Source organism: Acetobacter pasteurianus subsp. pasteurianus LMG 1262 = NBRC 106471 (assembly GCF_000285275.1).
In the GTDB taxonomy this organism is placed as follows: Bacteria; Pseudomonadota; Alphaproteobacteria; order Acetobacterales; family Acetobacteraceae; genus Acetobacter; species Acetobacter pasteurianus.
In genome coordinates this window covers 1-18459 of sequence record NZ_CADO01000027.1, presented here as the reverse complement: position 1 = coordinate 18459, position 18459 = coordinate 1, and the positions used below count along the sequence as shown (strand labels likewise).

General features: G+C 50.5%; 14 protein-coding genes. 4 read left to right on the top strand and 10 right to left on the bottom strand.

What is annotated here, in order from left to right; all coding sequences use genetic code 11:
- The 5 genes from APA10_RS07015 to APA10_RS06995 form a co-directional block, all read right to left on the bottom strand.
- On the bottom strand, positions 1 to 2159 hold a 2159-nt coding region (locus APA10_RS07015; RefSeq protein ID WP_050998013.1), incomplete at its 3' end, for a TonB-dependent receptor.
- A gap of 272 nt (positions 2160 to 2431) precedes the next feature.
- Positions 2432 to 4915, bottom strand: coding sequence for a phosphocholine-specific phospholipase C (locus APA10_RS07010; protein WP_003630407.1), 2484 nt, complete (start codon positions 4913 to 4915; stop codon positions 2432 to 2434).
- A gap of 30 nt (positions 4916 to 4945) precedes the next feature.
- A complete protein-coding gene (locus APA10_RS07005) occupies positions 4946 to 6061 on the bottom strand; it encodes a purine nucleoside permease (RefSeq protein WP_003630406.1) in 1116 nt (371 codons plus the stop codon).
- 1 nt (position 6062) lies between these two features.
- A complete protein-coding gene (locus APA10_RS07000) occupies positions 6063 to 6893 on the bottom strand; it encodes a ribonuclease T2 family protein (RefSeq protein ID WP_003630405.1) in 831 nt (276 codons plus the stop codon).
- Between the two features lie 36 nt (positions 6894 to 6929).
- A complete protein-coding gene (locus APA10_RS06995; RefSeq protein WP_003630404.1) occupies positions 6930 to 7700 on the bottom strand; it encodes an acid phosphatase in 771 nt (256 codons plus the stop codon).
- Between the two features lie 148 nt (positions 7701 to 7848).
- Here APA10_RS06995 and APA10_RS06990 point away from each other — a divergent pair, with 148 nt between their 5' ends.
- Positions 7849 to 8943, top strand: coding sequence for an NAD(P)H-dependent flavin oxidoreductase (locus APA10_RS06990; RefSeq protein WP_003630402.1), 1095 nt, complete (start codon positions 7849 to 7851; stop codon positions 8941 to 8943).
- Here the strand turns inward: APA10_RS06990 and APA10_RS06985 are convergent.
- From APA10_RS06985 to APA10_RS06965, 5 genes are read right to left on the bottom strand one after another with little or no spacing between them, the layout of a single operon-like run.
- A complete protein-coding gene (locus APA10_RS06985) occupies positions 8938 to 9918 on the bottom strand; it encodes an ABC transporter ATP-binding protein (protein WP_003630400.1) in 981 nt (326 codons plus the stop codon). The genes APA10_RS06990 and APA10_RS06985 overlap by 6 nt on opposite strands.
- Positions 9915 to 10946 (bottom strand): ABC transporter ATP-binding protein, encoded by a 1032-nt coding sequence (locus APA10_RS06980; RefSeq protein WP_003630398.1) that lies wholly within the window; start codon positions 10944 to 10946, stop codon positions 9915 to 9917. The genes APA10_RS06985 and APA10_RS06980 overlap by 4 nt, the downstream gene beginning before the upstream one ends.
- Before the next feature lies 1 nt (position 10947).
- Entirely contained in the window at positions 10948 to 11922 is a 975-nt protein-coding gene (locus APA10_RS06975; RefSeq protein ID WP_012813075.1) for an ABC transporter permease, read from the bottom strand.
- Positions 11923 to 11934: 12 nt separating this feature from the next.
- Complete coding sequence (locus APA10_RS06970) at positions 11935 to 12954, bottom strand: ABC transporter permease (RefSeq protein WP_003630396.1); 1020 nt, start codon at positions 12952 to 12954, stop codon at positions 11935 to 11937.
- Entirely contained in the window at positions 12951 to 14612 is a 1662-nt protein-coding gene (locus tag APA10_RS06965; protein ID WP_003630395.1) for an ABC transporter substrate-binding protein, read from the bottom strand. The genes APA10_RS06970 and APA10_RS06965 overlap by 4 nt, the downstream gene beginning before the upstream one ends.
- Positions 14613 to 14825: 213 nt before the next feature.
- On the opposite strand from APA10_RS06965, the gene guaB reads away from it, so the two are divergent.
- The 3 genes from guaB to APA10_RS06950 form a co-directional block, all read left to right on the top strand.
- Positions 14826 to 16304, top strand: coding sequence for an IMP dehydrogenase (gene guaB, locus APA10_RS06960; RefSeq protein ID WP_035366109.1), 1479 nt, complete (start codon positions 14826 to 14828; stop codon positions 16302 to 16304).
- Between the two features lie 9 nt (positions 16305 to 16313).
- Positions 16314 to 17627 carry an RsmB/NOP family class I SAM-dependent RNA methyltransferase gene (locus APA10_RS06955; protein WP_003630393.1) on the top strand — a complete coding sequence of 438 codons (1314 nt, stop codon included), beginning with the start codon at positions 16314 to 16316 and terminating at the stop codon, positions 17625 to 17627.
- Positions 17628 to 17722: 95 nt separating this feature from the next.
- Positions 17723 to 18459: cation:proton antiporter domain-containing protein (locus tag APA10_RS06950; protein ID WP_035367389.1), on the top strand; the 737-nt coding region annotated here is incomplete at its 3' end.

Here is an 18459-nt window from a genome sequence, read left to right as displayed (position 1 = left end):
GACTTTTTCATAATCTGACCCGATGTACAACCCTTCTGTGAGATTTCCGCGTCAAGATTAAGGGCAAATTGATATTTGGGTGTCTGGGGCGCAAATTTACCTTTGCTGAAAACAAAATCTCCCCCGCTGCCTGCCGCAACGTTACTATCTGTACGCGCATTTATGTATTCGGCTGAAAAATATGGGCGGATATGGTACAGAATGGGGCGGGTGCCAATTTCAAAATCTACGTCATCGGCATGAGAATTCCCGCCATTAAAACTGCGGCTATAATAGTTGCCATTCGGCATAACAACAGTTTGTTGATAAAGACGATTGGTAAAGTTGTAATGGAAATAGGAAACAGAGCTCATGACCGTTGGGCCCTGATACCGCCATCCGAATTCTTCTGAAATTGAGATTTCCGGCTTCATGTTCGCATTGGCGCGCGTAGAATATCCCACACCTGGTGTGAAAGTTCCTGAATCATACAAAGATGTATTCATCGGAATACGGAAATTTGTGGTGGAAGACGCAAAAAGCTGGTTTTCATCATTAATTTTGTAACGAATAGAAGCGGCAGGCAAAGGCTGTTGCCAGGAACCGTTTATGTATGGGCCAGTGGATGTATCAGGCAGAAAGTTATGGCCTTGGCGGTTTACTACGGCATATTTCAGGCCGGCTTCTAGGTTGAGGCGGTTATTAAGCAAGGAAATGCTATCTACAATAAACATGGTATGGATGCGCGTTTGTGTGAGCGTATCGCGATACTGGGCAGTTACACCATTGGAAAGAATAAGGTTTTGCCCACCACCTAGCAGATCATCCGGTTTGCCTGTTTCATTATCAACCAAGCTAAATGGGCCAGTCTGAAGCTGCTTTGAATACTCAAACCAATACCCAACAGTCAGCCGGTTAATGCCTGTGTGCAAGGTCAGCTTGGTTACAGACCCCGGGCGGTAGGTTTGGGTATTGGACGGATTATATAACAGCAGAGACTTGGTGTTGGAGGCATTATATGGGCCAATAGACCCCGTAAGTGTTTCATTCCCATATTGCTGAGAGGTCAGGCTTTCACTGTAAGCACCGCCACCGTTGCCATTCCCGTACCAAAAATAAGGTGTTTCCGTTAAGGTAAGATGGTCTGTAAGCGTAAAGGTAGAAGGGGCGCTCGCATAAATGTTGGTGAATGGATTACGGTGCAATTGGTAGTAGTTTTTGCTGGGGTTTTTGGGGTCCCATTTTGATTCATAGGCATTATGAATGCCTTGTTGCTGCCATGTATCCATATACGTGGTGGGGAACAAAACGCCGGTAGACTGATTGCCAACCAGAGAGAAGGACACAACGTTGCCTTGCCCCCATTCACTCATCCATTTTGTTTCACCGTGCATTTTATTCTGACCACCTGGGCCACGCCAGGAATGTTCAGTTGCATCGGAAAATGAAACAAAGCCTTTTACATTTGTATTGCCAACGTAACCTGTATCCAGACGTCCAAAAATACGGCGTGCATTATAATTGCCGTAAGAACCTACAATTTCGCCGCCCAGTTTATCCTTGGGGTTGCGTAAATACATATTAACAGCACCCCCAGTAGCATTAAGATGAGGGCTATCCAGGTCTGCAGAACCTTGTTCTACATTGATGGTTCTTAAATTTTCCGGATCAACAATTTCCTGCGGATAAACAGCATAGTTGCCGATATCGTTAATGGGGAAGCCTTCAAGTTCAAAACCAATCTGGTTTTCTGTCAGGCCACGCATGCTCATATGCCCACCCGAAAGTCCCATTGGGTCTGTGGATGTGGTGTTTACGCCGGGCAGAGATTCAATAAGCTGCATGGGGTTTAGGCCGGCAGCCTGTTTTGCAATATATTCCGCCGTAACAGTAGAGCGAGATTTAGGCGCATCTTCCTTAATCATAAGGCCGCCGCCTACCGCACGGTGGCGCCCACCATGTACTTCCAGTTTTTCTGCGGCCTGATCTGTTGGGGCCGTAGCTCCCATCATGGAGGGAAGTGTGACAGTAGGTTTTTTTGACGCTGCTTTTGTGTGCTGAGATGCCTTTACTGTAGAGGTTTCTGCCTTGGCTGTAGGAATATTTGCTTCCCATGCATAGGGAATGGCAATTCCGACAAGCGTCGTGCACACGAGAGACTTTCGGAAGCAGGAAGGCATAGAAAGACCTTTTAGTGAATTGAAGACCAGTTGTTGAGAACAGGCCTGTTTCTAAATGGTATTGATGTGGTTTTGGTGTGAAGGTTTTGTTATTTGTATTTTTAATATGTAATATAACATAAACATTTTAATGTAATCATTTTGTAACTTTATACGCATATAAAGTTATTCCTGCTTTTTGAGTTTTTATAAAAAATTAAGGGCGTTTGCATGACTGAATATGCAAACGCCCAGAGATATTATTCTGTATAGAATAATGGACTATATTTATTTTATAAGCCCATTGCTGGGTCTGTAATGCTATGGTGCCCATTATCAACATGGCCAGCAAAAACATAAAAAAACTCAGGTTCCTTAGGTGTTGTCAGCGTTAAATCATACCACATGCTGGAGTGCGCAAGAGATATTTCCTGCTTGATGCTTCCGTGGGCTGGAACGTGCAGAACATGCAAAGATGGATGCTCCGGCACATTACAGTGAATTTCCAGCGGATCCTGCCCCATGTTTTTTAGGCAGAGAAGAACGCTTTCCTTGCCGGATGGCATATATTTACATTCTGTCAAAAGCTTTATGCCGTTCTTACGCCCGGTGAATTTGCGGTAGAAACCATTGGGTGCATGCACAGATACATCGTAAATATTGTTTTCAGATAAACTACTATCAACATTTACAGCCATATTATCCCCCGCAGCTACCGCGTAAGTGCTGGACCGCATACCGCCTTCTTGTGGCATGTTGTGGGTGTAAACATTAAAAGGTGCGCCAGATGAAAGGTGTTTGTGCACTTTGGTGCCTGCTTGCAGATGTAAGGATACGGTTTGCCCATCTGCGCTTAAGCTGCCATTACAATATAGTTCATAGGGCAGGGCACAGGCAGGCCGTGTTCCTGGTTCTTGTTTTACATACTGCTGTATCTGGCTAGGATTATTTTTGATCTGAGTAATTTCTGTTTCTTCAAGAGATTTAAAGCCACTGGGCATAGGCCGGTAGCGTGCATCTTCAATAATTTCCAGATGTTTGTCTCTTTCAATAAATGGAAGCTGTGGGGCAGAGCCATCATAGGGGCGGAAGCAGGATGTTAGGTCTCCACTAATGGCACGGCGCCATGGAGAAATATTTGTTTCGGTAATCTTTTTACCAAATTTGCCTTCAATAAACTTTTCAAGAAACTGAAGGGTAGAGCTGTGCTCAAATAGTTGAGAATTAACCCACCCGCCACGGCTCCATGGAGATGCAATAATCATGGGAACCCGAAAGCCCAGACCAATAGGGCCACTACGGGCCAATGCTGGCGGCACGCCCATAACTTCTTCATCTTTTGCGTAAGTGTATTCCAGGCCATCAGGCCCAATGCTGGGGGAAGATTTACCAGTTTCCGGGCGTTTGGGGTCTGGCGCGGTGAAGGAGCAGCAATGGTCAAAATAGCCATCATTTTCATCATAAGTCATAATGAAAATGGTTTTTTTCCAGACTTCCGGATTTTCAGTAAGAATATCCATAACTTCTGATACAAACCATGCACCATACCAAGGTGAAGCTGGGTGATCAGAAAAATGTTCCGGCGCAGCTAACCACGAAACAGTGGGGAGTTGGCCGTCCTTCACATCCTTACGGAATTGGTAAAGGATATCTCCTTTGGGGGCATCCATATGGCGTGTGTTGGAGCCATCTGAAAATGTCAGTGTTTCAAGTGTTCTATAATTTTTGTCTGCTTTGTTGGTTACAAAAGCACGTTCAAACAGGCTGCGTTCTGCTGGAGTAAGTTGTTCCACTGTTTTTGTAGCAGTATCGCGGCGGCGTTTCAGAACAGCCAACAAGGCATTGGCTTCAGCCAATTGTTCCTCTCGTTTTTCTGAAACAAGTCTTTCTTCTGTCTGAAGTTTTTCAATATGTTTGGAACAGGCCTTTATGCGTTCATCCACCCATTCATGAAATCTGGGGTTTGCTGATGTATTGTATTTTTCAAAGCATTCCAGAATGTTCAGTGCAAAGTTGGAAAGCCAAGCGCGTTCTTTTTCGTCTAGGCCGCCAACCTGATCTGTTTCATTCTGATAGACTTTCCATGAAACACCAATTTGTTCCAACCTTTCAGGAAAGGTTGTCCATGTCAGGCCGGATTTAAGAATTTCCGGGTTACGCATGTAAACGGTTGAATCAGTGCTTTGTTTGTCACGCACCGTTCCTGTCCAGAATACCAGTCGGTTCGGGCAGGTGCTGGTCATCACGCCACAGTAATTTTGGTCACAAACAGTAAAAGCATCTGCTAATGCGTAGTAAAAAGGAAGGTCTTCTCGTGTATAATATCCCATAGTCATGGGGTAATGTTCGTATTTCTTGTAATGAGACTTTTTAACGTCTACCCACCGATCATGGTGTCCGTTGTTCCAGGCATCAACCTGACTTTCGCGCGAGTGGGGGATAGAGCCCATCCATGTAATGCGTGTATCATGGATGTTCAGGCGCCAAGGCACATAGGTCTGCCCTTCTGTGCTGGACTGCACAAATACCGGGTTACCGTTTGGCTGCCGCATGGCCCGTGGGTCGTTAAACCCACGAACACCTTGCAATGTGCCGTATAAATGATCGAACGAACGGTTTTCCTGCATCAGAATAACAATATGTTCTGCATCCTGATATGTCGTTCCTGGATCAGGAGAAATCGCAAATGCGCGGCTAATGGCGGAAGGCAGCATGCCTGCCGAACCAGCCGCTCCAGAAAGGAACGCATATTTCAGAAAATTACGACGTGTCGTCATGTCTCGATCCTGTCAGATACGTAAAAACGTCTAATGAGAGGGAATGGTATTTTCGTAATGGTCCCAGTGTGTTGCTATTTCTTTTACAACAGCACTGCCTGCCTGATACGCGGCATCCAAGGCAGGTAGAAAACCAGAAAAACCAGATTCTTCAGTTTCAGCCTTGAGTAAATCTGCCGCAGTCTGTCCCGGCGGGGGCATGTCAAAATTGCTGCCAGCGCGCAAAACCAGAATACGGTTCATATCAACACGGCCAGCACGTGCTTGCAGGGAAAGCGCCTGAAGCATGCCAATTTCTTCTTCTGCCGTGGTTGCAAAAGTGCCTTGGTTCTCTGTCCAATATTTTACCCAGCGTTCTGCCCACGCATTCATGCGCTTGCCAACCCAGAAGGTTTCAGACGCCAAGGTGTCTCCCACCATTACCTGTGGAGGCATTTGTGCGTGTGAGTATCCCTTGTAGCGGCGACGGTTGGCTTGCAGAGCAGGCGTATCCATTAAGGGCAGTGAGCGCGTAAGTTGGTATGCCCATGCAACCAAATTGGGGTTAAGCGTATAAACCATATCACCCCACTGGGAATGTAGAGCGGGGAGGGGATGGATATTTGGGCCAGCACCTTGAATGGGCACCAGTTCATCTTGCCAGTCTTTGGGCATTTCACGGGCATCAATCATATGGGCCAAGCCGCCATTTACGGCGTATCGCGCCCATACGGCAGATCCGGCGGAGCCAAAATTGGGGTTTATGCCGCCAATACCAGCCAGGATAAAATAGGCTTTGCGTAGGTCAAACCTTGGATCAAGCACAAGGCCTGTCATGGCAGAGGCCATATGTTCCGGGCCTTCTCCTGCAACAATTCCCAGAACCTGAAGGTTTGGATTATAGCGCATAACGCCATGATCTGTCGCAGGGGCAGAAATTTCCTGATTAAGGGGCAGTTTTTCTACCCAGTTCTGAAATTCACCGGGTGTATCGCCTGTATCCTGACCGAGTTCAAAAGTGGTTACAATAACAACCCTAACCGGAATTTTCTGTTCCTCTGCTTTTGCTGGTACAATCGTTCCCAGAAAAGAAGCGAGTAGAGAAAACGTAATTCCAGCAGAAATTAACGAACGGATACCATGTTTGTTAGGAAAAGAGTTGTGCATTTTAAGGTGCAGCCTTTGTTGGGGTGGAACTTGCTGTTCCTTTTATAGTATCCCAATTTGGCAGCAGAAAATGCGTAGGGCAGTTATCTTGTTCCCACGGGCTGCTTATAAAGGATGAGGCATGAGGGAACTCTCCAAGTTTTTCAGGCTTAAGCGTAAACCATAGTTGCGCTAAAACCATGCGCCCGGTTGAATCTTTATTGCATTGAAACTGCAAGCCTTTTTCTGGCAGCGGCCCTGTATCGGTTTGTATAAGTGCTTGCAGTTCGGATTTGGAAATAACCTGTCCAGCTTTGGCTGTTATCTGGGTAGATACGGGTAAAGCAGCAAATCTGTCGCGCAATGTAGCGGCTACGGTAAAAAATTGTTCGGCGTTCATGCCAAAACAGCTCGCATGTTTGGTATATTCATGCGCCACCAGATCTGATGGAAGATGCGCAACAACGCTGGAAAGTCGTGTAGATAGGCCAGAACTTAAGGCTGGCACCGTGGGCGCAGGGGCTGCATCCGCATAGATGCTACATCCTTTTTTCCACCAGATTGTCACATCCTGATGGTTTTTGATCAGATCAGATGGGCGAGAGGCCCACAAACCATGCAAACCGATAAGCGGCGTTTGTGGTTGGTCTGGTTTGCATGTGTTTTGGCCATGTAGAAGGCAAAATCCCGGCTGCCATGTTAGTGCCAGCGTATAATGTTTGAAATCTCCATGATACGGGGCCTGAATAGTTAGAGGCGCTGGTGCTTGAGCCGTGATTGGCAAGGAGTGTTGTGCGCAACCTGCCAGTGCCAATAGCAGCAGGAAAGGCAGCGCAGGTAACCGGCAACTCATGAATATCCAGACCCCAGAAGTAAAAAATGTAAGTTATTAAAAAGCGTCTTGCGCAGCCTGCTGTTCTACCGCGCAAGTTTTTGCGTCTGGTGCTGTTTTTGCATCACGCAGGGCAAGTAGTTCCTGGCGAACTTTTGCCATTTGCTCCGTAAATGCGGGTTGTTCCTGAAATGCCGCAAACATGGCGCTTCCGTTCATGTAACCAGCCTGTACGTCGCTTTTCCAGTGCACGCCGCAGACAATACGGCTTTCACCAAATATACGGCCGCGCTGCATAATCTGCGTAGCACGATCTGGCAGAGCGCTGGCAAGAATGGATGCCGTGAGCCATCCCCATGTTGTATGGCCAGAGGGATAGGCATAGCTGTTATCAAGCCCATCTGAATGTGCTGTGCAGATGTCTTTATTTGTGCCGACAAAAGGTCTGCGCCGCTTCCAGAAGTCTTTTTCGTTTGAAACATCTTGCTCTACTGGCTGCGCGAGCGATGTGAGAAGATTGACCATTGCGGGAAGTTTTTCTGGGTCCAGATTAAACCCGGCCGCACATGAAAAATCCTTGATGACATGGGATGGGTTAAGGTTGGCGTCATTCTGGGCCAATTTCCAGCGCGCCTTATCTTTTAATCCTCGTGTTTTTTCAAAAGCCCGCAAGTCTGCCTGTTGTGCGGGTTCTTCAGCCTGTGGTGGCGGGGGCAAAAATGCACGTCCATCAGGTAGGGTAAACTGTTGTGCCTGTGCGGTATATCCAAAAAGGCTGCTCGCTAAGGAAAGGCTTGCGGCATAAAAAAAGGCGTTACGAAAACGCATAGTAACTTATTCCCACATCAATCGTCATACTGGCGCATAATTTACCTGCATTTCACAGTTTAAACTGTGACGATTGCATGAAGATCGTGGAGAATGTGTTTTGTAAAATACAGTGCCATGCTGCAAAAAAGAATAGAAAGATAAATAGATGCCAAATTACACATTTGTTGAGCAGTTAGGGCTTGCCTTACCAGTTATTCAGGCCCCTATGGCAGGAATAAGCACTGCGGAGATGGTTGTTGCCGCCAGTAATGCAGGTTTTTTAGGTTCTCTTGGTGCAGGCATGATGTCTCCAGAAGAAATGGAGGCGTCTCTTCGCCAGATTAAATCTGAAACAACAGCAGCTTTTAACGTTAACCTTTTTATTATTGATCATCTGCCTGACTATCAGCTTGATGCTGAAGATATTTTGTTTTTGCGCAATATTTATGAAAAACTGGAATTAGATTTTATATTGCCAGATAAATATGCTCCATCATTTCAGGAACAGTTTGAAGTTCTGCTTCATGCCAAGCCTCCTGTTGCAAGCTTTACATTTGGTATTCTCACGCAAGAACAGGTTTCCAAGCTACATGACCAAGGCATTCTGGTCTGTGGCACGGCAACCACCAGTGCAGAGGCACGTGCATGGGTAGACGTTGGGGCAGATGCTGTGTGTGCTCAGGGTATAGAAGCAGGAGGACACCGCGGCAGCTTTCTCTCTGATGGTGGAAATGGTGTAGGATTGCTTCCTCTTGTGCGGGAGATTGTAAAAGATATCTCAATTCCAGTTATTGCCGCCGGGGGCATTATGGATGGAGAAGGCATAGTAGCGGCCATAAGCATGGGCGCAGAAGCTGTGCAGATGGGTACAGCATTTCTTGGTTGTTTAGATGCAGTATTGGCTCCGGCGTATAGAAAAGCCCTTGCTCAGCATTTGCCGGCAGAAAGCACCGTGTTGACTAATATTTTTTCAGGCAGATTAGCGCGCGGCATACGCAATCAATTTATTGAAGAATATGGAAGTTCCCAGCCATTTCCTTATCCCGTCCAGAATGCCTTAACTCAAGCGTTACGCAAGAAAGCTGCACGAGATGGCAACGCTGAGAACATGTCTTTGTGGGCCGGGCAGGGGCTTAGGCTGATACGAGATGTCTCTTTCAAAGAGTTGGCGCATATTTTACAGGATGAAATCCGTACAACGGTGGAAAAAGTAAATGCGGCCGTATCAGTTACAATGCACTGTGGGCGTAGCGGATTATAACGGAAAATGGCAGGCTACTTCATGCCCATTGGGATGAATGGCGTGTAAAGCCGGGTCTTCCTGCTTGCAGCGTGTTTGCACGTAAGGGCAGCGTGTGTGAAAACGGCAGCCACTGGGGCGGTTAATGGGGCTGGGAACATCCCCCTGCAAAGGCACCGGGCGTGCCAACCCGGTAACAGGCCGGGGAATGGCCGCCGTAAGGGCGGCTGTATAGGGGTGCGCAGGCGTATGTAGCACGCTATCGGTATCACCAATTTCCACAATGCGCCCCAGATACATAACGGCCACCCGGTTTGATATCTGGCGCACAACAGCCAGATCATGCGCTACAAAAATGTAGGTCAGGCCCAGTTGTTTTTGTAAATCCGCAAACAGATTGATGATCTGGGCCTGAACAGAAACATCCAAAGCGGAAACCGGCTCATCTGCAATAATTAGCCGAGGGGAAAGGGCTAACGCGCGTGCAATGTTAATGCGTTGGCGTTGGCCGCCAGAAAATTCATGTGGATACCGTGCCAGTGCTGTGATGGGCAGGCTGACCAGTTCCATAAGTTCATGCAAGCGTGTCGTAATTTCGGCAGAGGAACGCTTGCGACCTTTGGCATCGGGGTGAACCTTAAGCGGTTCTGCCAGTAAATCTCCTATTCTTCTGCGTGGATTCAGGCTGGCGTAGGAATCCTGAAAAACCATCTGCATGCGCTGGCGTAAAGGGCGCAGGGTGCGTTCAGGTAGATGCGTAATGTCACCCCTTTCAAATACAATCTGGCCGCTTGTAGCTGGTGCCAGTCTGAGCAGGCAGCGGCCTAGGGATGACTTGCCGCACCCAGATTCACCCACAACGCCCAGCACTTCCCCCGGCATCACGGAAAAGGAAACACCATCCACAGCCTTCAGTTCCTGCCTGCGGGGGAGGCGATATGTTTTATACAGATCGCGCACCTCCAGAATGGGAGATGATGTTGCAGACGTTTTCATGGTTGGAAGTGTTCCTGCGCAGTTGCATCACTCAGGCGTGGTGGCAAAGGTTTACCTTCCTGCGGCAGAACACAGGCCGCAAAATGGTCCGCCCCTGTTTGAACGTATGGTGGCAATGCTATTGTGCAGGCTGTGTGTGCGTATTGGCAGCGTGGTGAAAAAGCACATCCTGCCGGGCGGTTTTGCGGAAGGGGCGGAGAGCCCGCAATAGCTGGCAAGCGTAATGGCCGAGGACCATCCAAAGGCGGAATAGAAGCCAGAAGCCCGGCTGTATAAGGGTGAGAAGGAGATGCAAATAGGGCAGGTGTCGGCCCATATTCTGCAACACGGCCAGAATAGAGCACCATGGTGTTATCGCAGGTTTCTGCCACTACGCCCATGTCATGCGTAATCAGTAAAACGGATGAGTGATGCGTATCTCGCAGGCTGCGTATCAGTTCCAGTATCTGAGCCTGCACGGTTACATCCAGCGCCGTTGTGGGTTCGTCTGCAATCAGAAGGGAAGGGTTGCACGAAAGGGCCATGGCAATCATGGCGCGCTGGCGTAAGCCTCCGGATAGTTGGTGCGGGTAGCGATTGGCTGTGCGTTCCGGGTCTGGTACCCCCATATCACCCAGTAGTTTTACAGTCCGGGTACGGGCTTGCTTGCGCGAAACACGTTCGTGGGCACGTATCTGCTCATCAATCTGCCAGCCTATTGTGTAAACAGGGGTAAAGGCTGTCATGGGGTCCTGAAAGATCATGGCAATTTCTTTGCCACGCAGGTACCGCAGCTTTTTTTGTGGCATTCCTATCAATTCCTGCCCCTGAAAGCGGACAGATCCTGTTACCTGCACACCAGCGGCATCAATCAGGCCCATAAGTGCTAAAGCCGTGACAGATTTGCCCGACCCTGATTCACCTACCAGACCCAGAATTTCCTGATGGTTCAGGGTGAAGGAAACGCCATCCACAATTGGAATCATCTGCCCACGGGCCGGAAAACTCACGCGTAGGTCGCGCACATCCAGCAGGGCTTGGGAGGACATGTTAGCGGGCATCGCGCACTCGGGGGTCAAGCAGAAGATAGATCATATCAACCGCCGCGTTTGCCAGCACAACAAACACGGCAGAATACATGACTGTCGCCATAATGAGGGGCAGATCCAGGTTGGTAAGGGCCTGATAGGTCAGGCGTCCAACGCCGGGCAGGCCAAAAACCACTTCTGTCAGCAATGCGCCCCCTCCGACCAGCTGGGCAAAATCCATACCGAATAGGGATACAAAGGTGACCATAGCGGTGCGGAGCCCGTGCCGGATAAGAATGCGCGCAGGAGAAAGCCCTTTGGCGCGGGCCGTGCGTATAAAATCTTCTCCAGAGAGAGCTACAAGATCAGCCCGCAACACGCGGCTGTAAACGCCAATAAACAAAACTGCCAACACAACCCACGGAATAACCAAGGCTTTAAACCAGCCCCAGGGGTTTTGTGTAAGCGGCACATAGCCCAGAGCCGGAACCCACGAAAAAAGCCAGGTATCGTGGTAGCGGTTCTGCGTTATCAGGTTTGCGACTTGCCCAAGCCAGAAAACGGGTATGGAAATACCAATCAACCCTAGCATCATCAGCGTGCGATCAATCCATGACCCCTTCAGTGCAGCTGCCAGTGTGCCCATGGCAATTGAAAGCACAACCCAGATCACGGCAGCACCACATACCAAGGAAACCGTAACCGGGGCTGCGCGTGTAATTTCTGGCACCACCAGTTCGCCTCTATCTGCGTAAGAGGCCAGATCCTGCGTGATGAACAGCTTTTTCATCATGATGGCATATTGAACGGGCAAAGGGCGATCAAACCCGTATTCCTGCCGCACTTTCTGCATGGTCTGGGGTGATGCGTTTTTACCAGCAATGCGGGCGGTAGGGTCTGCACCCGGTGTGGCAAAAAACACGGTAAACACTAACGCAGAAATACCAAACAGCACAAAAACTGTTTGCCCCAAGCGGCGGAGAGCGGCCATCAACATGCGGTGGGCCTCCTATTGTTCACGGTGGCTGGCATCACGCACATCCAGCGCATCTCGCAGGCCATCGCCCAGAATGTTCAGGGCCAGCACTACGGCAATAATAGCCAGCCCCGGTGCAATGGCTACCATGGGGCGTGTGTAAATGAGTCCTTCACCATCCTGAATAAGCGTACCCCAAGATGCCGCAGGGGCCTGCACACCAATGGATAGAAACGAGAGCGCACTTTCTGCCAGTAGCGACATAGCCATGATAAGCGGCCCAAGCACAACAAGGGTGGACGTGACGTTAGGGAGAATATCTTGCAGCACAATGCGCCAGCGCGGCACGCCAAGACAGCGCGCAGCCATCACAAATTCAGCCTCCCGCAACGCCATGACCCGGCCACGAATGGGGCGTGCAGCATAAGGGATATAAACCAGCGCGATAATGCAGATAGGCAGCAGCAGGTTATCAGATTCAATAACAAACGGCCCCAGATGCAGCCCATCACTGACAGTAACAATGGAAAGAGAAATAGCAAACAGATATACGGGTACAGACCACATGATATCCATCATGCGGGAAAGAATAGTATCTACAATGCCACCGCAAAAACCAGCAGCTATTCCCACAGCCGCAGCCATTACGAGGCACAGAACAGCAGAACAGAATGAAATGAGCAGAGAGTTCCGTCCGCCATATAACAGCCGGGCAGCAACATCACGCCCCTGGCTATCAGCCCCCAGCATGTAACTTCCATGCCATGTGGGGCCAATGGGGCTTAGGCCAAGGTGCAGCGGGTTATCATTGGGCTGCATGATATCCATTTCCTGCCCGCCCACAGTAATGGAACCAGCTACGTTGGAAACAAACGGATCTGTATGCGCGACGTAACGTGCGTAATAGGGTGCAAGCACGCTGGCTACAGCCAGAAACACCAAGACCGCAAAAGAAAACAGCGCAGAGCGATTGTGGCGGAGAGACCGCAGCGCCATGCGCCAAGGGCCTGGTGGTTTGGTGTCTTGCGCAGGAGAGGGGGCGGGATCAGTCATGGAACCTGTAGCTGAGAAAGCAGGATTTCATCATTAAGCGTGATTATGACATTTCGTGTGCGTTTAGAAACCAGCACAACCCTTTTGGTTTGCACCAAAGGCACGGCGGGGGCTTGTGCCATCAGGGCTTTATCAGCTTGTGCCCATGCCGCATTGCTGGCAGCGCGATCTGTTACGGCAAGCTTGGCGGCATGGTGCATCATGTCATCAATATGCGGGTCACAAAAGCCGGACATATTGGGAGAGTTGTCGGAATGTGGGTGAAAATTGGAGCACGCAAACAGCGTGTCCAGAAAGCTGGCGGCAGAGGGATAATCTGCATTCCATCCCCCAATGGATATCTGCACATGGTTGTCCGAGTTCTGCACAAATGTGAAATGGATGGCAGGGCTAATGCTGTGGACCGAAGCCTTGTAACCCAGATCTTCCAGTATGCTGCGCAAATCCAGTGCGGTGTTGTCTGATTTGCCGCCTGAAGGGGTTACAATTGTCACCCGCATGCCTTTGGTGCCACTTTCCTGCACAAGCTGGCGGGCCTTTTCCATATCCGGTTTAGCCCATTCTGGTGCCGGGTTTTGTGGAGATGCGCCAGCAGTATAGGCACAAAAGCGCTCATACCCCGGAGTGCCTTCTGGCAGAAGCTGGCACTGAGGAGATGCAACAGCACTGCCGCCATCATAAATCACCATGGCATGCCGGTTGACCGCGTAATTGAGTGCCTGCCGCACCTTGAGGGAGGTAAACGGCGGTTCATTTACATTCAGTGTCGCGTAGTAATACAGCAACGGGGTAAAGATATGCACTTGGGCCGCATATTTACTGCCAACTTCCCCTAACCGATCTAGTGGTACGTTTTCATACATCAGATCGGCTTGGCCGTTTTCCACCGCCGTTACAGAGGCTTCTGGCTCTAGCCCAAATGTTACTTCTATGTGGTCGGGAAAGCCCGCAGGCTGCGCGTCGTGCGACCATTCATGAAAGTATGGATTGCGTTCAAAACGCATATGCGTTGTGGGGTCGTAATCTGTAATCTGATAAGGCCCAGTGCCCGGAGGGGCTGTGTTGCCCATATCATGAGGAGGCGTGCTGGCGGGTAGAATGCTTGCGTGAAGCCATGCCAGATGTTCCAGAAATTCAGGATCTGGGCGGCTGAGGTGAAACGTAATGGCATTTGTTGCTGCATCTGTTTCAATACCCTCGGCCAAAGTGCAGTGGGCAGGGTCTTTCAAGCAGATATCAGCCCCTTTGATTGCACTGTAATATGGCCCCGCAGTGGGGCTGCCAGCAGCAAAAATCCGCCGGAAAGAAGAGGCCACATCCGCTACGGTTAAAAGCTGCCCATTGGAGAAATGAACGCCTTTGCGCAGGGTGAGCCTATATGTCAGCCCATTATCTTCTGGCTGAGGGACGTTTTCTGCCAGATTAGGGATAACAGGCTGTGCATTGGGTCCAGCAAATTTGGGGTAGGTTAAAAGCGTGTCGTAAACAGGTGTTTCAAAAAATTTAGTGAGGCCAATATAGGATATCTGCGGGTCAAGCGTGCCTGCCGCGCTGGAAACCAGAATGCGCAGCGTGCCTCCCATTTTTGGGGCTTCTGTTGCATGCGCTGCAACAGGGGTCAGCATAAAACCCAATAGAAGAGGAAGAACACGTTTCATCCATTGTGTTATGGCCTGTATGCGGGTGTCTTTCAAACTTTCAAGCTCTGCTTTTTTACATTCACATTAAAAAAACAGACAGAAGGCGCGTGTAATGCTTGCCTTTATGCGTGCATCATCATAAGAGGGAGCGCCAATGGTCGGGTGACCTGCGGCGTAGCGTATGCTTCAGGGTAACCTGCCTTTTTGTATTTCAGCAAGGGTGCCCGCAGCATGACCTCTTCTCCCTATAGCCGTGTTACGGAAGCTCTGGCGTTTGACGATGTGCTGGTTGTGCCGGCTGCATCTGACGTTGTGCCCAGCCAGACAACCGTTCGCACGCATCTCACGCGCTCTATTGAACTCAATATCCCGTTGGTTTCCGCCGCTATGGATACGGTTACGGAAGACCAGATGGCTATTGCCATGGCCCAGCAAGGCGGCCTTGGTGTGATCCATAAAAACCTGCAGCCGGAAGAACAGGCCGAGCAGGTTCGTCGCGTTAAGCGCTTTGAATCCGGCATGGTGGTGAACCCGGTTACCGTTGGCCCGGATCAGACACTGGCCGAAGTGCGTGATATCATGCACCGCCATGGCATTAGCGGCCTGCCTGTGGTTGAACCCGGCACGCAGAAGCTGGTGGGTATTCTTACCAACCGTGATGCCCGTTTTGCCGTAGACCCCAACCAGCCTGTTTCCGAATTGATGACCAAGGATCGGCTGATCACGGTCAAAAATGGTGTGGATGCAGATACGGCCCGCCAGTTACTACACAAGCATCGCATTGAAAAACTGCTGGTGGTTGATGATGCAGACCGTTGCGTAGGTATCATCACTGTTAAGGATATGGATAAGGCTGTTGCCCATCCGCTGGCTATCAAGGATAGCCTGGGTCGCCTGCGCTGCGCAGCAGCAACAGGTGTGGGCGAAGATGGCTTTAGCCGCGCCAAAATGCTGATTGAAGCTGGTGTGGACGTGCTGGTGGTAGATACGGCTCACGGCCATTCTGCCGGTGTTCTGGGCGCAGTTGAACGCCTGAAAGCCTTTGATGCCAATGTGCAGATTGTGGCTGGTAACGTTGCAACGCCAGAAGCCGCTCATGCTCTGATTGAAGCTGGGGCAGACTGTGTAAAAATTGGTATTGGCCCGGGTTCCATCTGCACCACACGTATTGTGGCTGGTGTGGGTGTGCCTCAGTTCTCTGCCGTTCTTGAAACCTCTCTGGCATGTAAGGAAAAAGGTATTCCTTGCATTGCAGATGGCGGTATTCGTACATCGGGTGACATCGTAAAAGCCATTGGTGCCGGTGCCGATGTGGTGATGGTGGGTTCCTTGCTTGCTGGCACGGAAGAAGCACCGGGTGAGGTATTCCTGTATCAGGGGCGTTCCTACAAATCCTACCGCGGTATGGGCAGTCTTGGTGCTATGGCGCGTGGTTCGGCTGATCGGTATTTCCAGCAGGAAGTCAAGGATGCGCTCAAGCTGGTGCCAGAAGGTATTGAAGGCCGCGTGCCTTACAAAGGCAGCATGGCTGCGGTTATTCATCAGCTGGTGGGCGGCCTTAAAGCCGGCATGGGTTACACAGGTTCCCACGTGCTGAAGGAACTGCAAGAAGGTGCCCAGTTCCGCCGTATTACGGGTGCCGGCCTGCGTGAAAGCCATGTGCATGATGTTTCCATCACGCGTGAAGCTCCTAATTATCGTCGGGATTGATAACCACATATGACACCTTCAGCCAGGCTTGCGGCCGCCATTGATCTGCTTGCAGCAATGGAAGCCGCCCCGCGCAAACCCGCCGATGCTGTTGCCAACAGCTTTTTTAGAGAGCGGCGCTACATGGGCGGTGGAGACCGCAGAGCCATATCCGGCCTTGTGTGGGATGTTATGCGGGCGTGGCGTCGGCTTGGCTGGTGGCTGGAGCAAAAAGGGCAGGTCGCATCTGCCCGGCTCCGGGCCGGGGCACGTTTGTTGTTCGATGGTTTCTCTCTGGCCGAAGTAGAGGAAATGTTCGAGCAGGGGCGTTTTGCCGCTGGTGCTTTAACGCGTGGGGAACTTTCTATCCTTACACCGCTTGCAGGTAAAACTCTGGATAACCCGGAAATGCCTCGGGCTGTTCGGTTGGAGCTGCCCGATTGGCTGTTGCCGCATCTGGAAGCAACGTTTGGCGACAAGCTGGAAGACGAACTTGCAGCCATGTCCACTCCAGCGCCGCTGGATTTGCGGGTGAATATTCTGCGCGGCCCCCGTAAGGAGGCGCAGCGTAGTTTGGCCTGTGAAGGCCTGCATGCTGAACCCACACCACTTTCTCCGTGGGGGCTGCGTTTGCCAGCGCGTTTGCCAGTTACAACCAGCGTGGCGTTCCGTGATGGGCTAGTGGAAATTCAGGATGAAGGCAGCCAGCTTGTTGCGGCCATAAGTGGCGTTGAGCCCCAGATGCGTGTGCTAGATTATTGCGCAGGCGCAGGAGGTAAAACGCTTGCCATGGCCATGATGATGGAAAACAAAGGCCATATTGTTGCATGCGATGTTTCTGCACCCCGGTTGGAAGGTGCTGTTAAACGCTTGCGGCGTGCAGGCGTGCATAATGTGGAACGGCACCTGCTGGTTCCCGGAGATAAGTGGGCCAAGCGTCGTGCCGGATCCTTTGATCGGGTGTTGGTAGATGCCCCGTGTAGTGGCACGGGCACATGGCGCCGGAACCCAGACGCACGTTTTCGTACTACAGAACAGGATCTGACTGAACTGCTGGAAAAACAGGCCGCCATTATGGATCGGGCTGCAGCGCTCGTTCGTGCCGGAGGGCGGATGGTGTATGCAACCTGTTCTTTGCTTCGTGCAGAAAATATGGAGCAGGTTGCGGCATTCTTGGCGCGCCATCCTGATTTCAAGCTTGTGCCTTCAGATAGCCCGGATATGCCAGAGGCATTGCGTAACGAAAGTTCCATCAGTTTAACGCCTCTGCGCGATGGCACGGATGGCTTTTTTGCTGTCGTAATGGAGCGAGCCGCACCAGAACCTGAATCTGGTATAGAATAGGAAAATATTTTTAACTGTTCATCTTATTGGTCTTACGCATAATACTGATGCCTGGTTCATCAGGTCCTACAGACCAATAAGATAAATGGCCCCGCATGACTGAAAGCGTAATCCTTTTTGTTTTTCTCGTGCTGGGCGGCGGTATGCTGGCACAATGGACGGCTTGGCGTTTTAGGTTACCTGCCATTGTCCTGCTTTTTTCTTTAGGTTTGCTTTTGGGGCCGGGGTTGCAGATCATGCACCCCTCCGAGGTTGCAGGTAGTGCTTTCCACCAAATGGTTTCTTTGGCGGTGGCGCTTATCGTATTTGAAGGCGGCCTCGCGCTCGATTTTCGCCAGTTAAAAGAAGCGGGTGAAGGCGTTTTGCGCCTTACGCTAGTGGCATTGCCGATCAACCTGATTTTAGGCAGCATTGCAGCCCATTATGTTGGGCGCATGGGCTGGGGACCGGCCTTTCTGTTTGGTGCCATTATTGTGGTGACGGGGCCAACGGTTGTTCTGCCCTTGTTGCGCCATGCTAAGCTCAAACCCCGTATTGCCGCCTTTCTACGGTGGGAAGCTATTCTGAATGACCCCGTAGGCGCCATTCTGGCCACATTAGTGCTGGAAGTGCTGCTCATGCAGCCGGGTGAGGGGGCCGGCACATTTTTTGTATCCATCATCCCGCATATGCTGATGAGTGCGACATTGATGATCGCTCTTGGTATTGGCACGGCATGGTGTGTGCGGTGGTTGTGCATACGGGATTTAATGCCCGACCTCCTGAAAATGCCGATACTGCTTAGAGCCCTTTTGGAAATTCGCTATGATATGTTTTCAAGAGGTTTTGAGCG

Excerpts from the sequence above, each read along its gene's own strand:
- APA10_RS07000 (WP_003630405.1), bottom strand. The coding sequence starts at position 6,893 with ATGAGTTGCCGGTTACCTGCGCTGCCTTTCCTGCTGCTATTGGCACTG.
- APA10_RS06970 (WP_003630396.1), bottom strand. The coding sequence starts at position 12,954 with ATGACTGATCCCGCCCCCTCTCCTGCGCAAGACACCAAACCACCAGGC.
- APA10_RS06995 (WP_003630404.1), bottom strand. The coding sequence starts at position 7,700 with ATGCGTTTTCGTAACGCCTTTTTTTATGCCGCAAGCCTTTCCTTAGCG.
- APA10_RS07005 (WP_003630406.1), bottom strand. The coding sequence starts at position 6,061 with ATGCACAACTCTTTTCCTAACAAACATGGTATCCGTTCGTTAATTTCT.
- APA10_RS06990 (WP_003630402.1), top strand. The coding sequence starts at position 7,849 with ATGCCAAATTACACATTTGTTGAGCAGTTAGGGCTTGCCTTACCAGTT.
- APA10_RS06965 (WP_003630395.1), bottom strand. The coding sequence starts at position 14,612 with ATGAAACGTGTTCTTCCTCTTCTATTGGGTTTTATGCTGACCCCTGTT.
- guaB (WP_035366109.1), top strand. The coding sequence starts at position 14,826 with ATGACCTCTTCTCCCTATAGCCGTGTTACGGAAGCTCTGGCGTTTGAC.
- APA10_RS06980 (WP_003630398.1), bottom strand. The coding sequence starts at position 10,946 with ATGTCCTCCCAAGCCCTGCTGGATGTGCGCGACCTACGCGTGAGTTTT.
- APA10_RS06955 (WP_003630393.1), top strand. The coding sequence starts at position 16,314 with ATGACACCTTCAGCCAGGCTTGCGGCCGCCATTGATCTGCTTGCAGCA.
- APA10_RS06985 (WP_003630400.1), bottom strand. The coding sequence starts at position 9,918 with ATGAAAACGTCTGCAACATCATCTCCCATTCTGGAGGTGCGCGATCTG.
- APA10_RS06975 (WP_012813075.1), bottom strand. The coding sequence starts at position 11,922 with ATGTTGATGGCCGCTCTCCGCCGCTTGGGGCAAACAGTTTTTGTGCTG.
- APA10_RS07010 (WP_003630407.1), bottom strand. The coding sequence starts at position 4,915 with ATGACGACACGTCGTAATTTTCTGAAATATGCGTTCCTTTCTGGAGCG.